This is a genomic window from Pseudomonas fluorescens, assembly GCF_902497875.1.
Lineage (GTDB): Bacteria > Pseudomonadota > Gammaproteobacteria > Pseudomonadales > Pseudomonadaceae > Aquipseudomonas > Aquipseudomonas fluorescens_BR.
Window position 1 is genome coordinate 81,834 of sequence record NZ_CABVHY010000022.1, and the last position, 20,920, is coordinate 102,753.

The 20,920-nt window shown below is 62.1% G+C and carries 8 protein-coding genes; 4 read left to right on the forward strand and 4 right to left on the reverse strand.

What is annotated here, in order from left to right; genetic code table 11:
• The first annotated feature begins 332 nt into the window (after positions 1-332).
• Positions 333-13,349: a non-ribosomal peptide synthetase gene (locus F8N85_RS21425; RefSeq protein ID WP_150805524.1), complete on the forward strand. Its 13,017-nt coding sequence runs from the start codon at positions 333-335 to the stop codon at positions 13,347-13,349.
• Between the two features lie 142 nt (positions 13,350-13,491).
• Here the strand turns inward: F8N85_RS21425 and dsbG are convergent, their stop codons facing one another.
• The 4 genes from dsbG to F8N85_RS21445 form a co-directional block, all read right to left on the reverse strand.
• Entirely contained in the window at positions 13,492-14,259 is a 768-nt protein-coding gene (gene dsbG / locus F8N85_RS21430; protein ID WP_150805525.1) for a thiol:disulfide interchange protein DsbG, read from the reverse strand.
• The gene (locus F8N85_RS21435) at positions 14,235-15,107 is read right to left on the reverse strand and encodes a TlpA disulfide reductase family protein (protein ID WP_150805526.1); all 873 of its coding nucleotides are present in this window, start codon (positions 15,105-15,107) and stop codon (positions 14,235-14,237) included. The genes dsbG and F8N85_RS21435 overlap by 25 nt, the downstream gene beginning before the upstream one ends.
• Positions 15,107-16,849 (reverse strand): protein-disulfide reductase DsbD, encoded by a 1,743-nt coding sequence (dsbD, locus tag F8N85_RS21440; RefSeq protein WP_150805527.1) that lies wholly within the window; start codon positions 16,847-16,849, stop codon positions 15,107-15,109. Before dsbD ends, F8N85_RS21435 begins: the two co-directional genes overlap by 1 nt.
• A 140-nt stretch (positions 16,850-16,989) precedes the next feature.
• Positions 16,990-17,943, reverse strand: coding sequence for a tetratricopeptide repeat protein (locus F8N85_RS21445; protein WP_150805528.1), 954 nt, complete (start codon positions 17,941-17,943; stop codon positions 16,990-16,992).
• A gap of 189 nt (positions 17,944-18,132) precedes the next feature.
• Here F8N85_RS21445 and F8N85_RS21450 point away from each other — a divergent pair, with 189 nt between their 5' ends.
• The 3 genes from F8N85_RS21450 (at position 18,133) to F8N85_RS21465 (ending at position 20,908) form a co-directional block, all read left to right on the forward strand.
• Positions 18,133-18,807, forward strand: a complete 675-nt coding sequence (locus F8N85_RS21450; RefSeq protein WP_150805529.1) for a response regulator transcription factor — start codon at positions 18,133-18,135, stop codon at positions 18,805-18,807.
• Positions 18,808-18,809: 2 nt separating this feature from the next.
• A complete protein-coding gene (locus F8N85_RS21455; protein WP_191636229.1) occupies positions 18,810-20,135 on the forward strand; it encodes an ATP-binding protein in 1,326 nt (441 codons plus the stop codon).
• 266 nt (positions 20,136-20,401) lie between these two features.
• Positions 20,402-20,908, forward strand: a complete 507-nt coding sequence (locus F8N85_RS21465) for a GNAT family N-acetyltransferase (RefSeq protein ID WP_150805531.1) — start codon at positions 20,402-20,404, stop codon at positions 20,906-20,908.
• Positions 20,909-20,920 lie beyond the last annotated feature (12 nt).

Sequence of the window (20,920 nt, forward strand, 5' to 3'; positions counted from 1 at the left end):
GGGGCGAAGCCGTCCTACACATTGAGCCACAAATTAGGCTGAATGATAATGATTGTCAATTGAGAAAGAGAATTAATGCGGCCCGATTGAGCGGAGTGAGAACTGCTGCACGTTGCCGGGCTGCAGCCAGTAGCCCTGTCGAAGCTGCGGACTAATTATTCCTGGGTGCCATCCGTTCTCATTGGTGAATGGTTACCGGCAACTCGCCCGCTAACCCCGCTCTCCAGCGGCCTCGCGCGATCGATCGAGGCCCGCGGTCTTCACGCATTTTTGCGCGTGTGACCTTTGAAAACCCGATTCCAATGGCAAGCCGAATTCAGGCAGGAAACCTCATGATGGACGCGTTCGAACTCCCCAGCACTCTGGTCCAGGCCCTTCAACGTCGAGCGACCCTGACGCCGGATCGGCTGGCGTTGCGTTTTCTCGGTGAAACCCCGGAGCAGGCTGTGGTCCTCAGTTATCGCGACCTGGACCTTCGTGCGCGGACCATTGCCGCGGCCTTGCAGGCTCGCACCGAACCGGGGGATCGGGTGGTGCTGCTGTTCCCCAGTGGTCCGGATTACGTCGCGGCCTTTTTTGCTTGCCTGTATGCCGGGGTGATTGCGGTGCCGGCCTATCCGCCGGAGTCGACCCGTCGCCATCATCAGCAGCGGTTGATTTCGATCATCGCCGATGCCGAACCGTGTCTGTTGCTGACCAGCGGCGAGCAGCGCGATGCGTTGTTGCAGATGAGCGAGCTGCAGGCGCAAAACGCGCCGCCACTGCTGTGTGTCGAGGCCCTGGACATTGCCTTGGCTGAACGCTGGATCGAGCCGCAGTTACACGCGGACGACATCGCATTCCTGCAATACACCTCTGGCTCCACCGCGTTGCCCAAGGGCGTGCAAGTCAGCCACGGCAATCTGGTGGCGAACGAGTTGCTGATCCGCCACGGTTTCGGCATCGATCTCAACCCCGATGACGTGATTGTCAGCTGGCTGCCGCTCTACCACGATATGGGACTGATTGGCGGCTTGCTGCAGCCGATTTTCAGCGGCGTGCCCTGCGTGCTGATGTCGCCGGCGTACTTCCTCGCCCGGCCATTGCGCTGGCTCGAAGCGATCAGCGAATACGGCGGCACTATCAGTGGCGGGCCGGATTTCGCCTATCGCCTGTGCAGTGAGCGGGTCAGCGAATCGGCGCTGGAACGTCTGGACCTGAGCGGCTGGCGCGTGGCGTATTCCGGTTCAGAGCCGATTCGCCTGGACACCCTGGAGCGCTTCGCCGAGAAATTCGCGTCCTGTGGTTTCACCCCGAACAACTTCTTCGCTTCCTATGGTCTGGCCGAAGCGACCTTGTTCGTTGCCGGTGGCACTCGCGGCCACGGCATCCCGGCATTGCGCCTGGACGAACAGGCGTTGGCGCAACACCGCGCCGAGCCGGGCGAGGGCAGTCCGATCATGAGTTGCGGCAGCAGCCAGCCCGAGCACGCGGTGTTGATCGCTGACCCGCAAAGCCTTGCAGCGCTTGATGACAACCAGGTGGGTGAAGTCTGGGCAGCCGGTCCGAGCATCGCCCACGGCTACTGGCGCAACCCCAAGGCCACGGCCAAGACCTTCATCGAACGTGCCGGGCGCACCTGGCTGCGTACCGGTGACCTGGGCTTTATCCGCGACGGCGAACTGTTCATCACCGGACGCCTTAAAGACATGCTGATCGTCCGAGGGCACAACCTCTATCCGCAGGACATCGAGCAGACCATCGAGCGTGAAGTGGAGGTGGTGCGCAAGGGCCGGGTCGCGGCATTCGCGGTCAACAATCAAGGCCACGAGGGCATCGGCATCGCCGCGGAAATCAGCCGTAGCGTGCAGAAAATTCTCCCGCCCGTAGCGCTGATCAACGCCATTCGCCAAGCGGTGGCCGAGGCTTGCCAGGAAGCACCGAGCGTGGTGGTGCTGCTCAATCCCGGGGCGTTACCGAAGACTTCCAGCGGCAAGTTGCAACGCTCGGCCTGTCGCAGCCGTTTAGCCGATGGCAGCCTCGACAGTTATGCGCGGTTCCCTGATCCGCAGGCGGATGTCGACCCGATAAGCAACGAATCGACCTCCGGTCTGCAGAGCCAGATCGCACGGATCTGGTGCGAACACCTGCAGGTTGCACAGGTGGCCGCTGACGATCACTTCTTCCTTTTGGGCGGTAACTCGATCGTCGCCACGCAGGTCGTCGCGCGACTGCGAGAAGAGCTGGCCCTGGAGCTGAATCTGCGGCTGCTGTTCGAAGCGCCGACTCTCGGTGCCTTTGCCGCCCTGGTGGCGCAACAGCAACAGGACGGCGGCCTGGCCCAGGGTGCGATCAGCCGGTTGCCACGAACTGAAGCCTTACCGCAATCCCAGGCACAAAACCGTCTGTGGATCACCTGGCAACTGGACCCGCAGAGCAGCGCCTACACCATTCCCGGCGCCCTGCGCCTGCGTGGCGAGCTGGACGAAGACGCCTTGCGCGCCAGTTTCCAGCAGCTGGTCGAGCGTCACGAATCCCTGCGTACGCGCTTCTTCGAGCGCGACGGGGTGGCCTTGCAACGAGTCGATGCAGCAGGCGAGTTCAATCTGCAGCTGATCGACATCAGCGACTTGCCAGCCGCCGAGCGTGAAGCCCACGCCCGGCAGATCCGTGAGGACGAAGCCCGCACCCGGTTCGATCTGGAAAAAGGTCCACTGCTGTGGGTGACACTGGTACGCCTGGAGGACGAAGACCATCAACTGCTGGTGACGATGCACCACATCATCGCCGATGGTTGGTCGCTGAACGTGCTGATCGACGAGTTCTCGCGGCTGTATGCCGCTGCGTCCCAGGGCCACGCCGCCACGCTGGCGCCGTTGCCACTGCAGTACGCCGACTATGGCAGCTGGCAGCGCCAGTGGTTGGCGCAAGGGGAGGGCCAGCGTCAACTGGAATACTGGAAAGAACAACTGGGTGACGAGCATCCGCCCCTTAGTCTGGCCACCGATCACCCGCGTTCGGCACAACAGGTGCACAGTGCCGCGCGTCACAGCCTGCGTCTTGATGCGAGCTTGAGCGAAGCCATTCGCCAGACGGCCCATGCTCACCAAGCCACGGCGTTCATGCTGTTGCTCGCTGCCTTCCAGAGCCTGCTGCATCGCTACAGCGGCCAGCGGGATATTCGGGTCGGCGTGCCCAATGCCAACCGCCCACGCCTGGAAACCCAGGGGCTGATCGGCTTTTTCATCAACACCCAGGTGATGCGCGGTGAAGTGGATTCACGCTTGCCGTTCGTTGAGCTGCTGGCACGGACCCGTCAAGCGGCATTGGCCGCACAGGCCAATCAAGACCTGCCGTTCGAACAGCTGGTCGAGGCCTTCCCGCAGGCGCGGGAACAAGGCTTGTTCCAGGTCATGTTCAACCATCAACAGCGCGACCTCGGTGCCTTGCGCCGTCTGCCGGGACTGCTCGCCGAAGAGCTGCCGTGGCACAGTCGCGAGGCCAAGTTCGATCTGCAACTGCACAGCGAAGAAGATCGCAACGGTCGCCTGAGTCTGTCCTTCGACTACGCCGCCGAACTGTTCGAGGCGGCGACCATCGAGCGCCTGAGCGAGCACTTCGTCAGCCTGTTGCGCGAAGTCTGCGAGCGCCCTGAACGGGCCATCGGCGATTTGCAATTGCTCAGTCCCCTTGAGCAGACGCAGCAGCAACAGTGGGGCGCCGCACCTTGTGCGCAGGCAATGCAGTGGCTGCCTGAGCTGCTCAATGAACAGGCGCGGCAGACCCCGGAACGCACGGCGCTGGTCTGGGAAGGTGGCAGTCTTGATTTTGCCGAGCTGCACACCCAGGCCAACCGCCTGGCCCACTACCTGCGCGACAAAGGCGTCGGCCCCGACGTTTGCGTAGCAATCGCTGCTGAACGTTCGCCGCAACTGTTGATCGGTCTGCTGGCAATCATCAAGGCCGGCGGTGCCTACGTGCCGCTCGACCCGGACTACCCGGCCGAGCGTCTGGCCTACATGCTCAGCGACAGCGGCGTCGAACTGCTGCTGACCCAGAGCCACCTGCTGGACAGCCTGCCGGTTACCGACGGCGTCAGCGCCATCGCCATGGACAGCCTCAAGCTCGACAGTTGGCCAAGTCATGCGCCGGGTCTGCATCTGCACGGCGACAACCTGGCCTACGTGATCTACACCTCGGGTTCCACCGGCCAGCCCAAAGGCGTCGGCAATACCCACGCCGCATTGAGCGAACGTCTGGCATGGATGCAGGCTACCTATGGGCTGGACGCCAGTGACGTGCTGATGCAAAAGGCGCCGATCAGCTTCGATGTCTCGGTCTGGGAATGCTTCTGGCCACTGATCACCGGCTGCCGTTTGCTGATTGCCGCTCCCGGTGAACATCGCGATCCGCAGCGTATCGCCCAGCTGGTCCAGGAGTATGGCGTGACCACGCTGCACTTCGTGCCGCCACTGTTGCAACTGTTTATCGACGAGCCGCTGGTGAGCGAGTGCAGCAGCCTGCGCCGGGTGTTCTCGGGTGGCGAAGCCTTGCCGGCTGAACTGCGCAACCGCGTGCTGGAACAACTGCCGGCCGTTCAGTTACACAACCGCTATGGTCCGACCGAAACCGCGATTAATGTCACCCACTGGTACTGCACCACCACCGATGGCGAACGCTCGCCCATCGGCCGACCGCTGGGTAACGTGCTCTGTCGGGTGCTCGATGCTGAACTCAATCCACTGCCGGCCGGAGTACCGGGCGAGCTGTGCATTGGCGGCACCGGCCTGGCCCGGGGTTATCTCGGGCGTCCGGGATTGACCGCCGAGCGTTTTGTTGTCGATCCGCTGGGCGAGGCCGGCACGCGTTTGTATCGTACCGGAGACCGGGCGTGCTGGACTGCCGATGGCGTGCTCGAGTACCTCGGGCGCCTCGATCAGCAGGTCAAGCTGCGCGGCTTTCGCGTCGAGCCGCAAGAAATCGAAGCGCGTCTGCTGGCCCAGGGCGATGTGGCACAGGCCGTGGTGCTGGTGCGCGAGACGGCGGCCGGTGCGCAGCTGATCGGCTACTACACCGCGACGGATTTCACTGAAGATCAACAGGCGCAAAGCGCACGCCTGAAAACCGCGCTGGCCGCCGAGCTACCGGAGTATATGGTCCCGGCGCAGTTGATGCGGCTGGATGAAATGCCCCTGAGCCCAAGTGGCAAACTGGACCGCCGCGCCTTGCCGGAGCCGCAATGGCAAGTGCGCGAACACCTCGAACCGAACTCCGCGCTGGAGCAACAGCTCGCGGCGATCTGGCGTGAAGTGCTGGGTCAGGCGCGGATCGGTCTGCGCGACGACTTCTTCGCCCTCGGCGGCCACTCGTTGCTGGCCACCCAGATCATTTCCCGGACCCGTCAGGCCTGCGATGTCGAGCTGCCGTTGCGGGCGTTGTTCGAGGCCAGTGAGTTGGGCGATTTTGCCGAGCAAGTGCGTCTGGTTCAGGCGTGCGGCAAACGCAACAAGCAGCCACCGATCGACAAGGTCGACCGCAGCCAACCCGTGCCGTTGTCCTATTCCCAGCAGCGCATGTGGTTCCTCTGGCAAATGGAGCCGGACAGCCCGGCCTATAACGTCGGCGGTATGGCGCGTTTGCGCGGAGTGCTGGATGTCGGGCGTTTCGAGGCGGCGTTGCAAGCGCTGATCATGCGCCACGAAACCTTGCGCACGACTTTTCCGAGCGTCAACGGAGTGGCTCAACAGAGGGTTCATCCCGAAACCGGCATGCGCATGGCCTGGCAGGATTTCTCGGCGCTGGATGCCCAGACCCGCCAGCAACACTTGCAGCAATTGGCCGACAGCGAAGCCCACCGGCCCTTCGATCTGGAAACCGGCCCGCTGCTGCGCGCCTGTCTGGTCAAGGCCGGCGAGCATGAACACTACCTGGTGTTGACCCTGCATCACATCGTCACCGAAGGCTGGGCGATGGACATCTTCGCCCGCGAGTTGAGTGCGCTGTATGAAGCCTTTCTCGACGACCGCGAGTCGCCGCTCGAACCGCTGCCGGTGCAGTATCTGGATTACAGCGTCTGGCAGCGCCAATGGCTGGAGTCCGGTGAACGTCAGCGCCAGCTGGATTACTGGACCGCGCAACTGGGCAACGAACATCCGCTGCTGGAGCTGCCGGCTGATCGGCCACGGCCGCCAGTGCAAAGTCACCGGGGTGAGCTGTATCGCTTCGACCTGAGCGTTGAGCTTGCCGCACGGGTACGGGCGTTCAATGCGCAACATGGCCTGACCCTGTTCATGACCATGACCGCCACGCTGGCCGTGCTGCTGTACCGCTACAGCGGCCAGACCGACTTGCGCATCGGCGCGCCAGTGGCCAATCGGATTCGTCCGGAAAGCGAAGGCTTGATCGGCGCGTTCCTCAACACCCAGGTGCTGCGTTGCCAGCTCGACGGACAGATGTCGGTCGGCGAGTTGTTCGAGCAGGTTAGGCACACCGTGATCGAGGGCCAGTCCCATCAGGACCTGCCGTTCGATCATCTGGTCGAAGCCTTGCAGCCACCGCGCAGCACGGCCTACAACCCGTTGTTCCAGGTGATGTGCAATGTCCAGCGCTGGGAGTTCCAGCAGAGCCGTACGTTGGCGGGGATGACGGTCGAGTACCTGGCCAACGATGCCCGCGCAACCAAGTTCGACCTCAACCTGGAAGTCACCGACCTCGACCATCGCCTCGGCTGCTGCCTGACCTACAGCACCGACCTGTTCGACGAGCCGCGCATTGCCCGGATGGCGGGACACTGGCGCAATTTGCTGGAAGCCTTGCTCGCCGATCCGCGGCAGCGTCTCAGTGAACTGCCGTTGCTCGATGCTAACGAACAGCAGAACCTGTTGGACGGTCTCGGCATCGAGGCGGGTGACCATCGGCTCGACCAATGCATTCATCAGCTGTTCAGCTCGCAGGCCCTGGCCCGTCCCGACGCTCCGGCGCTGACCTTTGCCGGACAAACCCTGAGTTACGCCGAACTCGACAGTCGCGCCAATCGCCTGGCCTGGATGCTGCGTGAACGTGGAGTCGGCCCGCAAGTGCGAGTCGGCCTGGCCCTTGAGCGCTCGCTGGAGATGGTCATCGGCCTGCTGGCGATCCTCAAGGCCGGCGGCGCCTATGTGCCGCTGGACCCGGAATACCCGCTGGGGCGCTTGCACTACATGATCGAGGACAGTGGGATTGGCTTGCTGTTGAGCGATGCCGCAATGTTCGAGGCACTTGGTGCGTTACCCGCAACAGTCGCCCGCTGGTGCCTGGAAGAGGACGCCGCCGAACTGGCCAATTACCCGGCCAGCGAACTGCCGTTTATCAGCCTGCCACAGCATCAGGCCTACCTGATTTACACCTCGGGCTCCACCGGTCAGCCGAAAGGCGTGGTGGTCTGCCACGGCGAAATCGCCATGCATTGTCGCGCCGTGATCGAGCGTTTCGGCATGCGCCCGGACGACTGCGAGCTGCACTTCTATTCGATCAACTTCGACGCCGCCACCGAGCGCCTGTGGGTGCCGCTGTTGAGCGGCGCACAGGTGGTAGTGCGCGCCCAGGGTCAATGGGATGCGCAGGAAATCTGCCAACTGATTCGTCAGCATCGAATCAATATTCTCGGCTTCACCCCCAGCTACGGCAGCCAGTTGGCGCAATGGCTGGCAACCCAGGTCGAAACCCTGCCAGTGCGGATGTGCATCACCGGTGGCGAAGCCCTGACCGGCGAACACCTGCAACGAATTCGCGCGGCATTTACCCCGAGCCTGTTCTTCAACGCCTACGGTCCGACCGAAACCGTGGTCATGCCGCTGGCCAGTCTGGCGCCGGAGCAACTGGAAGAGGGCGCCGGCAGTGTGCCGATCGGCAGCGTGATCGGCGCGCGGCTGGCGTACATCCTCGACGCCGATCTGGCGCTGGTGCCGCAAGGTGCGAGCGGTGAACTCTATGTCGGTGGCGCCGGCCTGGCCCAGGGTTATCACCAGCGTCCGGGGATGACGGCCGAACGCTTCGTGGCGAATCCCTTCGTCTCCGGCGGTGGACGTCTGTACCGCACCGGCGACCTGGTGCGCCAGCGCGCCGATGGTCTGGTGGAGTACCTCGCACGTATTGACCACCAAGTGAAGATTCGCGGTTTCCGCATCGAGTTGGGCGAGATCGAAACCCGCCTGTTGGAACATGAATCGGTGCGCGAAGCCGTGGTGCTGGCGCTCGACGCACCGGGCGGCAAACAGTTGGTCGGTTATCTGGTCACGCAAGTAGCCGAGCAGGACGAAGCGCAACAAGCCGCACTGCGCGAATCCGTCAAGGCTCAGCTGAAATCCCGGCTGCCGGATTACATGGTGCCGACGCACCTGATCCTGCTGGCTCGCTGGCCGCTGACCGCCAACGGCAAACTCGACCGCCGCGCGTTGCCAGCGCCGGACCCTGAGTTGAATCGTCAGCAGTATGTGGCACCACGCAACGCGCTTGAACTGACGTTGACCGGGATCTGGTGCGAGGTGTTGAACCTCGGGCAAGTCGGTCTCAACGACAATTTTTTTGAACTGGGCGGTGATTCGATCCTGTCGATTCAGGTGGTCAGCAGGGCCCGGCAGGTGGGCATTCACTTCAGCCCGCGAGACCTGTTCCAGCATCAGACGGTGCAGACCCTCGCGACCGTCGCCACCCGCCAGGAGCAGGTCAGCGCCGAACAAGGCCTGCTCAGCGGCGGATCGGGCCTGACGCCGATTCAGCACTGGTTTTTCGACACCGATATTCCCCAGCGTCAGCACTGGAACCAGGCGTTGTTGCTGGAGCCGACCGTGGCCCTTGAGCCCCATCGGCTGGAGCAGGCGCTGCTCGCGGTGCTGGAGCAACACGACGCGCTGCGGTTGAGCTTCAGCCAGGTGGCCGGCCAATGGCGTGCCGAGCATCAACCGGTCTGCGAGGCTACTGTGCTCTGGCAAGTGCGGGTGCCGGCGCTGGATCAATGCTCGGTATTGTTTGCCGATGCCCAGCGCAGCCTCGATCTGCAGCAGGGGCCGTTGATGCGCGCCCTGCTGGTGGACGGGCCCGAGGGGCAGCAACGGCTGTTGATCGCGATACACCACCTGGTGGTCGACGGCGTGTCGTGGCGGGTGCTGCTGGAGGATCTGCAAACGGCTTACCGGCAGTTGGAAGCCCGGGAGGCCATTCGGTTACCGGCGAAAACCAGCGCCTTGCGCGATTGGGCGGCGCGTTTGCAGGCCTATGCCGGCAGCGAATCCTTGCGCGAAGAACTTGGCTGGTGGCAGTCGCAACGGGCCGGCGCAAACGGCGACCTGCCTTGCGAGCGTCCTCAAGGTGGTCAGCAAAACCGTCACGCCGAGACCGTCAGCGTACGCCTCGATGCCCAGCGCACCCGGCAACTCCTGCAACAGGCGCCAAGCGCTTATCGCACCCAGGTCAACGACCTGCTGCTGACTGCATTGGCGCGGGTGCTGTGCCGCTGGAGCGGCGCTGAATCAGCGTTGATTCAGCTGGAAGGCCATGGTCGCGAAACGCTGTTCGACGAGATCGACCTGACCCGCACCGTTGGTTGGTTCACCAGCGCCTACCCGCTGCGCCTGACCCCGGTGCAGATCGAAGATGCCGCGGGGCAGGGCGCTTCGATCAAGGCAATCAAGGAGCAACTGCGCGCGGTACCGCACAAAGGCCTGGGTTATGGCGTGCTGCGCTACCTGGCCGATGAACTGTGCCAGCAGCCCATGGCCGCCTTGCCGATGGCTCCCGTCACCTTCAACTACCTCGGGCAGTTCGATCAGAGCTTCGGCACCGATGCACTGTTGCGTCCACTGGACGAATCGGTCGGTCCCGCCCATGACCCGGAGGCGCCGCTGCCCAACGAGCTGAGCATCGACAGCCAGGTGTATGGCGGTGAGCTGGTAGTGCGCTGGACCTTCAGCCGCGAACGCCACGACCGGCAGACCATTGCCGAACTGGCGGATGCTTATTTGAACGAATTGCAGAGCCTGATCGAGCACTGCCTCGAGGACGATGCAGGCGGCCTGACACCCTCGGACTTCCCGCTGGCGCACCTGACTCAGTTGCAACTGGATTCGCTGCCGGTGCCGGCTGCCGTTATCGAAGATGTCTACCCGCTGACGCCGATGCAGGAAGGCATGTTGCTGCACACCCTGCTGGAGCCAGGCACCGGTCTCTACTGCATGCAGGACCGCTACCGGATCAACAGCGAGCTCGACCCACAGCGCTTCGCTCAGGCCTGGCAGGCGGTGATTGCCCGGCATGAAGCCTTGCGGGCCTCGTTCTGCTGGAACGTCGGCGAAGACATGCTGCAAATTATCCACAAGCCCGGCAGCACGCCGATCGAGTATCTGGACTGGAGTGCCGAGCCTGAAGCCGAGCAAGAGCCGCGTTTGCAGACGTTGCTCAAGCGCGAGCGTGAAAGCGGATTCGATCTGCTCAATCAGGCGCCGTTCCACCTGCGGCTGATCCGCGTTGGCGTGGGCCGTTACTGGTTCATGATGAGTAACCATCACATCCTCATCGATGCCTGGTGTCGCTCGTTGTTGATGAACGACTTCTTCGACATTTACACCACCCTTGGCGAAGGCCGTGAAGCGCAGCTGGCGCTGGCGCCGCGCTATCGCGACTACATCGGTTGGCTGCAACGTCAGAGCCTGGCCGAAGCACGCCAGTGGTGGCGACAGAACCTGCAAGGTTTCGAACGCACCACACCGATCCCGAGTGATCGACCGTTCCTGCGCGAACATGCCGGTGACAGTGGCGGCATGCTGGTCGGCGATTGTTACACCCGCCTCGATGCCCGCGACGGTGCGCAATTGCGTGAACTGGCGCAGCAGCATCAACTGACGGTCAACACCTTTGCCCAGGCGGCGTGGGCCTTGGTCCTGCGGCGCTTGAGCGGCGATCGTGACGTGCTGTTCGGCGTGACGGTGGCCGGGCGTCCGGTGGACATGCCGCACATGCAACGCACCGTCGGCCTGTTCATCAACAGCATCGCGCTGCGGGTGAAGATGCCTGAAGACACTCAGCGTTGCAGTGTTCGTCAGTGGCTCGGTGGCTTGCTGGAAAGCAACATGGAGCTGCGCGAGTACGACTACCTGCCGCTGGTGACCCTTCAGGAAAACAGCGAACTGCCCAAGGGCCAGCCGCTGTTCGACAGCCTGTTCGTGTTCGAAAACGCCCCGGTGGAAATCTCGGTGCTGGACCGCGCGCAAAGCCTCAAGGCGACTTCTGACTCGGGCCGGACTCATACCAACTTCCCGCTGACCGCAGTCTGCTACCCGGGCGACGACCTCGGCTTGCACCTGTCCTATGACCAGCGATACTTCGACGAAGCCACCGTCCAGCGCATGCTCGGTGAATTCAAGCGCCTGCTGCTGGCCCTGGTCGACGGCTTCCATGGCGATATGGCGGACCTGCCGTTGTTAAGTGCCGAGGAGCAGGATTTCCTGATCCAGGGTTGCAACCAGAGCGACCACGATTATCCACTGGAGCAGAGTTACCTCGAACTGTTCGAAGCCCGGGTCGCTCAGCATCCGCAGCGGGTCGCCGCCAGCTGCCTCGATCAGCACTACAGCTATGCCGAACTGAACCAGCGCAGCAACCGCCTCGGCCATGCCCTGGTCGCGGCCGGTGTCGGGCTGGATCAGCCGGTGGCGTTGCTGGCCGAACGCAATCTTGAACTGCTGGGCATGATCATCGGCAGCTTCAAGGCCGGTGCCGGATACCTGCCGCTAGACCCGGGACTGCCGAGTCAACGCCTGAGCCGGATCATCGAGCTGAGCCGCACGCCGGTGCTGGTGTGCAGCGAGGCTTGCCGCGAACAGGCACTGGCCTTGCTCGAGGAGTTCGCCTGTTCCAACCGACCACGGCTGTTGGTGTGGGAGGAGATTCAGCAGGGTATCTATTCACCGGGCAATCCAGGCATCTACAGCGGCCCGGACAACCTTGCCTATGTGATCTACACCTCGGGTTCCACCGGCCTGCCGAAGGGGGTGATGGTCGAGCAGCGCGGCATGCTCAATAACCAGTTGAGCAAAGTGCCGTATCTGCAACTGACCGAGGCGGATGTGATCGCCCAGACCGCTTCGCAGAGCTTCGACATCTCGGTCTGGCAATTCCTCGCTGCACCCTTGTTCGGTGCGCGGGTGGACATCGTGCCGAACAGCATCGCCCATGATCCGCAAGGCTTGCTCGGGCATGTTCAGGCACAGGGCATCACGGTGCTGGAGAGCGTACCGTCGCTGATTCAAGGCATGCTTGCCCAGGAGCGTATGAGCCTCGACGGTCTGCGCTGGATGCTGCCGACCGGTGAAGCGATGCCGCCGGAACTGGCGCACCAGTGGTTGCTGCGCTACCCGGACATCGGCCTGGTCAATGCCTACGGTCCGGCCGAGTGCTCGGACGACGTGGCGTTCTTCCGCGTCGATCTGGCTTCGACTCGCGGCAGTTACCTGCCGATCGGGACGCCGACCGACAACAACCGCTTGTACCTGCTCGACGGTGCCCTGGAACTGGTGCCGCAGGGCGCCGTGGGCGAGCTGTGCGTGGCCGGTACCGGGGTAGGGCGCGGCTATGTCAGCGACCCGTTGCGCACTGCTCAGGTGTTTGTACCCAACCCGTTTGGCGCGGCTGGCGAGCGGTTGTACCGCAGCGGTGATCTGGCACGACGTCGCAGTGACGGGGTGCTGGAATACGTCGGGCGTATCGACCATCAAGTGAAGATTCGCGGTTACCGCATCGAACTGGGGGAAATCGAAGCGCGTCTGCATGAGCAACCGGAAGTCCGCGAAGCGGCGGTCGGTGTGCAGGAGGGCGTCAACGGCAAACATCTGGTCGGTTATTTGGTGGCGGCTGAGTCGGTGCTGAATCCGAGCGAATGGCTGGAGCGAATCAAGCAGCGCCTGCGCGCCGAGCTGCCGGAATACATGGTGCCGCTGCATTGGCTGTGGCTGGAACGCATGCCGCTCAATGCCAACGGCAAACTCGATCGCAAGGCCCTGCCGGTGCTGGAGATCGGCCAGTTGCAGAGCCAGGACTACCAGGCACCGCGCAATGAACTGGAGCAGACCCTGGCCGACATCTGGGCCGAGGTGCTCAAGGTCGAACGCGTCGGCATCCACGACAACTTCTTCGAACTCGGCGGCCACTCGCTGCTCGCCACGCAAATCGCCTCGCGGGTGCAAAAAGCCCTGCAACGCAACGTACCGTTGCGAGCGATGTTCGAGTGCAGCACGGTGGAAGAACTGGCGGGCTACATCGACGGGCTTGCCGCGACCGACATGACCGAGGACAAGGTCGACCGGTTGAATGATCTGATGGCGGAGCTGGAGGGGTTGTAGTTCTCGGGCGTCTGTAAGGGCCTCATCGCGAGCAAGCTCGCTCCCACAATGGTCCTCGGTGAAATCACTTTTTTGTGATCCTCACTGAACCCTGTGGGAGCGAGCTTGCTCGCGATAGCGTCCGCTCAGGCGACGCAGATCTTCACTTCGGTCCGAGAATCTTCAACAGCTTGTCCGGCGACGGCGCCCCTTGCTGTTGTTGCAACTCGCCCTTGTCGTCCATATAGAAAATCGCCGGAGTGGCGGCCAGTTCCAGGTCTTCCATCAGCTGCATGTTGGCGGCGAGTTTGGCCTGGATGGCTTCGGGGATAGTCGTCAGCGGTTTCAGCGCGCCGCTTTGGCCGGATTTTTCGTGGTCGGCAAGGGCTTTCTGCGGGTCCTTGCTGGCCAGCAAGGCGGCGGATTTGCCCGGGCTATCCTCGCGGATGATGCCAACCATGATGTGCCGCAGCTGGACCTTACCGGCTTTCACCCACGGTCGGGCCTGTTGCCAGAACATGTTGCAGTACTGGCAGTTGGGGTCGCTGAACAGGTAGACGATGCGCGGTGCATCCTTGCTGCCGTCGGCGATCCAGTTGCTGGCGTCCATCTTGCCCCAGATTTCCTTGGCCATCGGTGCGTAGACCAGCTTTTGCAACGGCTCCTGGGTCAGGTCCTTGCCCTCGGCATCGTACAGATTGCCGAGCAGCACGTGCTTGCCGTCCGGGGTCAGGTACAACGCCATGCCGCGGTTCTGGTACTGCGCCGCATAGCCACGCAAGCCATCAGGTGCGTCAAAGCTGCCGACGATTTTGGCGCCCTTGGCTTCGATCTTCTTGATCGCTTCGGGCAATTCTTCAGCCTGTACCGACGGCAGGTGCAGCAGGGCGGCGCCCAGCGTCAGGGTCAGCAGGTGGCGGAGGCGGGGCATGGCGATTTCCTTGAAGGGGCGGTGTGCGTGGCCGAGGTCGGATTCGGGGTATCAAAGTTTTCCAGTGCGCGGGCCAGGCTGGCTTCCGACAGCTCTCCCAGATGGCTGCCCAGCAAGCGACCGTCGTTGCTATAGAACAGCGTAGTCGGCAACGCCATGGAACCGACGGCCTGACCCAATCGACCGCTGCCATCGAACAGCACGTTTGACAGGCTCAGGCCCTGGGTCTCGAGAAAGGTGCTGACGCTTTGCATGCTTTCGGCCTGGTTGACGAACAGGAAGGTCAGATCCGGGCGTTGCTGCTGGGCGTTCTCCAGTACAGGCATTTCCCGCCTGCAAGGCGGGCACCAGGTGGCCCAGAGGTTGATCACCAGTGGCCCGCCCTGATAGTCACTCAGTTGCACGGTTTCTCCGTTGGCATTGCGCAGTGCGATCTCGGGCAGACGAGTGCCTTGCTCGTAGATAGTCAGGGAAAAGCTCGCCAACAGCCAGAACAGCAGACCGCTGACTACACCCGCACCCAACGGGCGGCGAAGTGCTGGCCGGCGCCAGCACCAGAGCACTGCACCGAGCAGCAGGACGATGACGCCCGGCCAGGCCAGAAAACCACCGTCGCGCAGATCGATGATCTGCCACAGGTCATCGCGGTAGTGGGTCCAGTAAGCGAGGACGAACCCCACACGAGCGGCCAGCATCCCCAGCAGAAACAGGCTGAACAGGACCGATTCGGGGTTCTCGCCACCGCGCTTGGCCATCCTCCAGCCGACCAGCGTGGCCAGTATCAGGGCACTGATCAGCAACAGGTGGTTGAGCGCGATGGCAAAAGTGCCGATGGTAAAGGTCAACATCAACGGGCGTCCCGAGTGATAGTCCAGCGTTGCAGGAAGCCTGCGGCATCGACCTCGCCAGTGATGCGTTGGCTGCGGCGTTCTTCGCCATCCGGGCCGATCCACAGCAGGCTCGGTGGTCCGGGTACTTTATAGCGGCTGAGCAGTTCGCGGCTGGCGGCGTTGTCGGCGGTGACATCGAGGCGCACCAGGTGCACGTCTGTCAGGGCTTGCAGTACGTGAGCCTTGCCGAATACCTGTTTTTCCATGATTTTGCACGACACGCACCAGTCAGCGTAGTAGTCGAGCAGCACCCATTTTCCCTGGGCCCTGGCGCTGTCCAATTCGCGTTGCAATGCCGCAGGGTCTTTGACGCTGGTAAACGCATCGTGTGCCGTCGGCCCTGTGACGGCACCGGCACGCGTCGCGGTATAGACCTGCAACGGTTTCCACAGATCATCGCTACCGCCAGCGGCACCGATCAGCAACATACTGCCCCATAGCCCGAACAGCAGCGAACTGGCGCCAAACACATGGGTGGAGCGACTGAAACCGGCAGCTTGCTGCCAGCCGGCATAGGCCATGACCAGCAGCAACGCGCCCCACAAGCCAATCCACAGCGACTCATCGAGCACCGGGCGAAGCATCAGGATCGCGGTGCCGAGGAACAGGAAGCCGAAGATGCCCTTGAGCAGGTTCATCCAGCTGCCGGGTTTGGGCAGGAAGCGATTGCCGACCGTGACCAGCAGCAACAATGGCACGCCAATGCCGATACCCATGACGAACAGGATCAAGCCGCCATGCAAGGCATTTCCGCTCTGGGCGATGTACAGCAAGGCACCGGCCAGCGGCGCGGTCATGCACGGGCCCACCAGCAGACCGGACAAGGCCCCAAGCACGCCGGCGCCGATCAAGCTGCCACCGCGGCGGGTGCGCCCGACGCCTTCCAGGCGATCACGCAAGGCGACCGGCAATTGCAGCTCAAAAAAACCGAACATCGGTAATGACAGCAGCACGAACACCGCGGCGAAACTGCCCAGCAGCCAGGGTTGCTGCAACAGTGCCGGCAGGTTGGCCCCGAGCAGGGCGGCAAGCACGCCCATCGCGGCGTATACCAGCGCCATGCTCACCACATAACTGCCGGCCAGGAAAAAACCACGTCCTGGGCTGGCGCCACTGCCGACAACCAGCCCGGCCAGAATCGGCAACATCGGCAATGAGCAAGGGGTGAACGCCAGCAGCAGCCCCAGGCCGAAGAACACCAGCAGGCTCCAGCCCAGCGCCCGTTGTTGCAGGCCGCTGGCCAGTGCTTGATCCGGCGCTTGCGTTGCATTTGCCAGCGTCGTGCTGCCACCCAGATCGACCACCTCGGTTTGCGGCGGATAACACAAGCCGGCATCGGCGCAGCCCTGAAAACCGACCTTGATCTGGCCACTGGCTCCCGCCGGGATCCGCAACTCCAGGCCTTGGCGATAGACCTGTTGCTCGCCGAAGAACTCATCGCTGTGGGCTTCGCCCTCAGGCAACGACGGTTTGTCGGCATCGGCCAGACCATCGAATTTCATCCGTTGCTGGTACAGGTAATAGCCGTCGGCAATTTGCCAGAAAAGTTGGGTTTCACCCGACTCAAGTCGTTCGGAGGTGAACGAGAAGGCTTTGCCGACCGGGAGAAAATCGGCTTTGGTTTCGAACGGATTGTTGCCGGGCTGTGCCTGAGCAAGGCTGGCAAACAACCAGAACAGCAAAATAAAATAACTACGCATCGACAAAGCCTTAAAGAATTGCAATTGCCGAGCACGATGAAGGCTACGGATTAACCGGGTGTTAACGAGAAGGACGGATTCATTTCCAAGACTGATTCGCGCTGAAATTCAAGATTCGCAGCGCGAATCGTCCCCGTGGATTATCGAAGCTCGCTGTAGGTCAATCTGAATTCCGACATCGCGGGGTGAGTACGCTTCCACTCTTGGGCAAACGCTTTGCCGGCCTCTATCTGTGGGGTAGTCATTTCTGCCGCGATGATCGAAAGATTGTCTGAGGCGCTGCTGTATTGCGTAAATTCCCGAGTGGTGTCCAGTACCAGCCAAACGAGACCATAACCTTTGATCAGATCCTTCTCAAAGCCATATTCGTTATCGACGCCGTCGTCATCCTCATAGATACCACTAAGCCCATACCCGTAGTTGAGCACCCCATTGAGATCGTTCAACTGCGCTCTTTTTATAACCCATTCTCGCCTGGCAGGAAGGTTTTGGCTGATGGGTGGGCGATTGCTGTACCAGTGCATCGCTCGCGAAAATCCCGCCTCGGCAGCACGTTTCAACCAGTCATCGATAGTGGATCTGCGTTCACTATCATCCGCAATGAGGGTGTGGTCTTTGTCATACACCATTGCAAGAATGTATTGCCCTTCATGAAAGCCTGCTTCAGCAGATTTTTGCAGCCAGGCAATATCTTTGGTCATTTCATACAGCTGCAGCATGGCTTCGCCATCGCCGTTATCGGCACGTTCTTGCGCAAGCTCTTTAGCTTGCTGCAAGGACGCTTCATCAGCCAATCGCAGCAAGGCATAGACGTCGCCCTGAGCCGCTGCAAGTGCGTACCATTTTTTGGCGTCCGCCGTGACGCTGCCATTGCGTCGCTTGAGGACTTCACCTAAAGAGAACTGCGATTCACGATCTCCCGCGCTGGCAGCAATAATCAAATAGGCCTCCGAGTCCCGGTATTCCCCCAGGTGGTACAGTTCCAGCCCCCTTTTTCTGGCGGCTTTCTGCTGATCAGTCAATTGGGTAATCAGCGTGGTCAGTGTGTTGAGCAAATTGAACAGCGTCGTCAAAGCGTCTGAGTGCGTATACATAGTCAATGCCTGTGTTGATGGATAAGTTGGGTGGTACGCAACACAGGTTATTCACGCAGGAAGGAGGGGGGCGTTACATATATAGGGCACGCCGCCAGTCTTTGAGAAAAGACAGCAGTCGCTGGCCCAAGGCATAATCCCCGGTTAATCCGCAGCGTTCTTAATCAACGCTTTTCTACAGGTCTCACCATGCACGTACTCGTCTGTGAAGATGATGAGCTGATTGCCAGCGGCATCGTTGCCGGTCTCACCGCCCAGGGGCTGACGGTGGAGCACGTCGCCACGGCGGCGGCCGCGCGGGCGATGCTGCGTGTGGCCGAGTTCGACGTGATGGTGCTTGACCTCGGCCTGCCGGACGAAGACGGCCTGAAGCTATTGCAGCAGCTGCGTCATCAAGGGCTGGAGCTACCCGTGCTGATTCTCACCGCGCGCGACTCGGTAATGGATCGGGTCGACGGCTTGCAGGCCGGTGCCGACGATTACCTGCTCAAACCCTTTGACCTGCGCGAATTGGCCGCCCGTCTGCACACCCTGTTGCGCCGGGTCGCCGGACGCAGCGTCAATCTGATCGAGCACGGGCGCCTGACCTACAACCCCAGCAGTAGGGAAACCTTTTTGGCCGGTCAGCCGGTGGACCTGTCTCGGCGTGAGCAGTCGCTGTTGCAGGCGTTGCTGCACAACCGTGGCCGCGTGCTGTCCAGCGAGCAGTTGAAAGACAGCGTATACGGCTTCAACGATGAATTGGAAAGCAACGCCCTCAACGTGCATATCCACCACCTGCGGCGCAAACTCGGTAACGGTATCGTCGAAACCGTGCGCGGCCTGGGTTATCGCCTGGGACCGGCGGATGGTGGGAAGCAATAACCGTGATGAGTCTGCGTTTGCGTCTGAGCCTGACCCTGGGCGTGGCCTTTGCGCTGATCTGGGCATTGGCGGCCGCCTGGATGCTCAGTGACCTGCGCAATCAGATGATGTTTTCCCTCGACCAGCGGCTGGTGGCTTCGGCACGTATGGTCGCCGGCTTGCTGGAGCAACTGCCGGCCTTGCCGAGCAACGGCGATGGCACCCACCTGAGTGCCGAGCAGCTCAATATTCCTGGTGGCATGGCCTGTCAGGTCAGCTCCTTGCGCGGCGAAATTCTGGCCCGCAGCCACAGCACCCCGGAGCAGAAACTGGAAGCCGAGAAAATGGGCTTCCATGATCAGGAAATCGACGGTGCGCGCTGGCGCAGCTTTACCCTGGCTCGTGGCGATTTACGCATTACCACCGCGGACCGTCAGGTCGAGCGTGAGGCGCTGAACCTCTCGGTGCTGCTGGCGGCGTCGGTGCCAGTGGGGGTGGCCTTGCTGGGTTGCCTGTGCCTGCTCTGGCTGGGTATCGGCCAGGGCCTGGTGCCGCTCAATCGCATGCGCGATGCCTTGATGCGGCGTAGCGCCGATTCGCTTGAGCCCTTGCAGATCCAGCTGCCCAGCGAGTTGCAACCTCTGCTCGATACCCAGAATCAGTTGTTTCAGCGGATCGGCAAGGCCATCGAGCGTGAGCGCCGCCTGACCGGTGATGCCGCTCACGAACTGCGTAGTCCGCTAACGGCAATCAAGACTCACCTGCAAGTGGCGCGGATGACCGAGGGCGCGGCGCGGGATCAATCCCTGGCCCGGGCTGAAGAAGGCGCTGACCGTTTGCACCGAACCCTGGAGCAGCTCTTGCTGCTGGCCCGGGTCGAAGGCAGCCTGTCGTTCGAAGACGGCGTGCAATGCAACGCCGAGCAGGTGGCGCGGCTGGCCATCCAGGATGCGGCCAGCGGTGATCGTCAGCGGATCAAATTGCATGTGCCCGACGACGTCTCTTCAGCACCGGTTGAAATGCCCTCGGTACTGTCGATCGCCGCCTTGCGCAACCTGCTGGACAACGCCTTGCGCCACACTCCGGACGATGCGGCGGTCGAGCTGCGCCTGGAAACCTTCGGCAACCGGGTACGTTTCCAGGTTCGCGACCATGGCCCCGGCATTGCTCAGGACGACCTGCAGCACCTGACTCAACGCTTCTGGCGCAACGGCAAGAGCACCGGCTGTGGCCTGGGCCTGGCGATTGTTCAGGCGATTGTTCAGCGGTGTGGCTGTGCCCTGCATTTCGACAGCCGGCCCGATGGCCTGCGGGTCGAGCTGACCATGCCGTTGCAGGCAGTCAGCTAAGAAAGAGGCCGCCACAAACGCAAACCCTGTGGCGAGGGGGCTTGCCCCCGTTCGGCTGCGCAGCAGTCGTAAAACCTGTAAATGCGGTGTGCATGACGAAATGTGATTGCAGGTTTCAGGGCCGCTTCGCGCCCCAGCGGGAGCAAGCTCCCTCGCCACAGGTACAGTGCTCACACAAGAAATGTAACCTCAATCCATTCGCTATTGCGGCTCCGGTGACGGTAATGTCCACCGCGCCGAACCCAATGGATTGAGGTTATAGCGCCATGGATGCACCGATAGAAATCTGCAAGGCAGGGCCCGCCGACGCCGGAATTATCAGCCGGATACTTCAATGTTCGATCAAAGTCGGTTGTGCGATCGATCATCGCAATAACCCGCAAATTGTCGCTGCCTGGACCCGCAACAAGACCGTCGATCATGTGCAGCCCTGGCTGGCCGACCGGCGGCGATACCTGAATATCGCGCTGCTTCACGACAAACCGGTCGGGGTCGGCATGGCCGCGGACTCTGGCCGGATTACCTTCTGTTATGTTCAGCCCGAATGGTTCCGCCGGGGTGCCGGGTTGGCCCTGGTGGGCGATCTGGAAGCCTGGCTGGGCAGCCAGGGATGGACCCAGGCACTGCTCACCAGTACCCGCACCAGCCTGGATTTTTATACTCGGCTGGGGTATCGGCAATCGGCTGAAAGCTTCACGGTCGCCGGGCTCACGGCAACGCCGATGCACAAGCCATTGGCGCCCCCCCTCATAGAAAGCCGCCCGAAGGTGTAAATCCTCGCGGCG

Excerpts from the sequence above, each read along its gene's own strand:
- F8N85_RS21465 (WP_150805531.1), top strand. The coding sequence starts at position 20,402 with ATGGATGCACCGATAGAAATCTGCAAGGCAGGGCCCGCCGACGCCGGA.
- dsbG (WP_150805525.1), bottom strand. The coding sequence starts at position 14,259 with ATGCCCCGCCTCCGCCACCTGCTGACCCTGACGCTGGGCGCCGCCCTG.
- F8N85_RS21435 (WP_150805526.1), bottom strand. The coding sequence starts at position 15,107 with ATGTTGACCTTTACCATCGGCACTTTTGCCATCGCGCTCAACCACCTG.
- F8N85_RS21450 (WP_150805529.1), top strand. The coding sequence starts at position 18,133 with ATGCACGTACTCGTCTGTGAAGATGATGAGCTGATTGCCAGCGGCATC.
- F8N85_RS21425 (WP_150805524.1), top strand. The coding sequence starts at position 333 with ATGATGGACGCGTTCGAACTCCCCAGCACTCTGGTCCAGGCCCTTCAA.
- F8N85_RS21445 (WP_150805528.1), bottom strand. The coding sequence starts at position 17,943 with ATGTATACGCACTCAGACGCTTTGACGACGCTGTTCAATTTGCTCAAC.
- dsbD (WP_150805527.1), bottom strand. The coding sequence starts at position 16,849 with ATGCGTAGTTATTTTATTTTGCTGTTCTGGTTGTTTGCCAGCCTTGCT.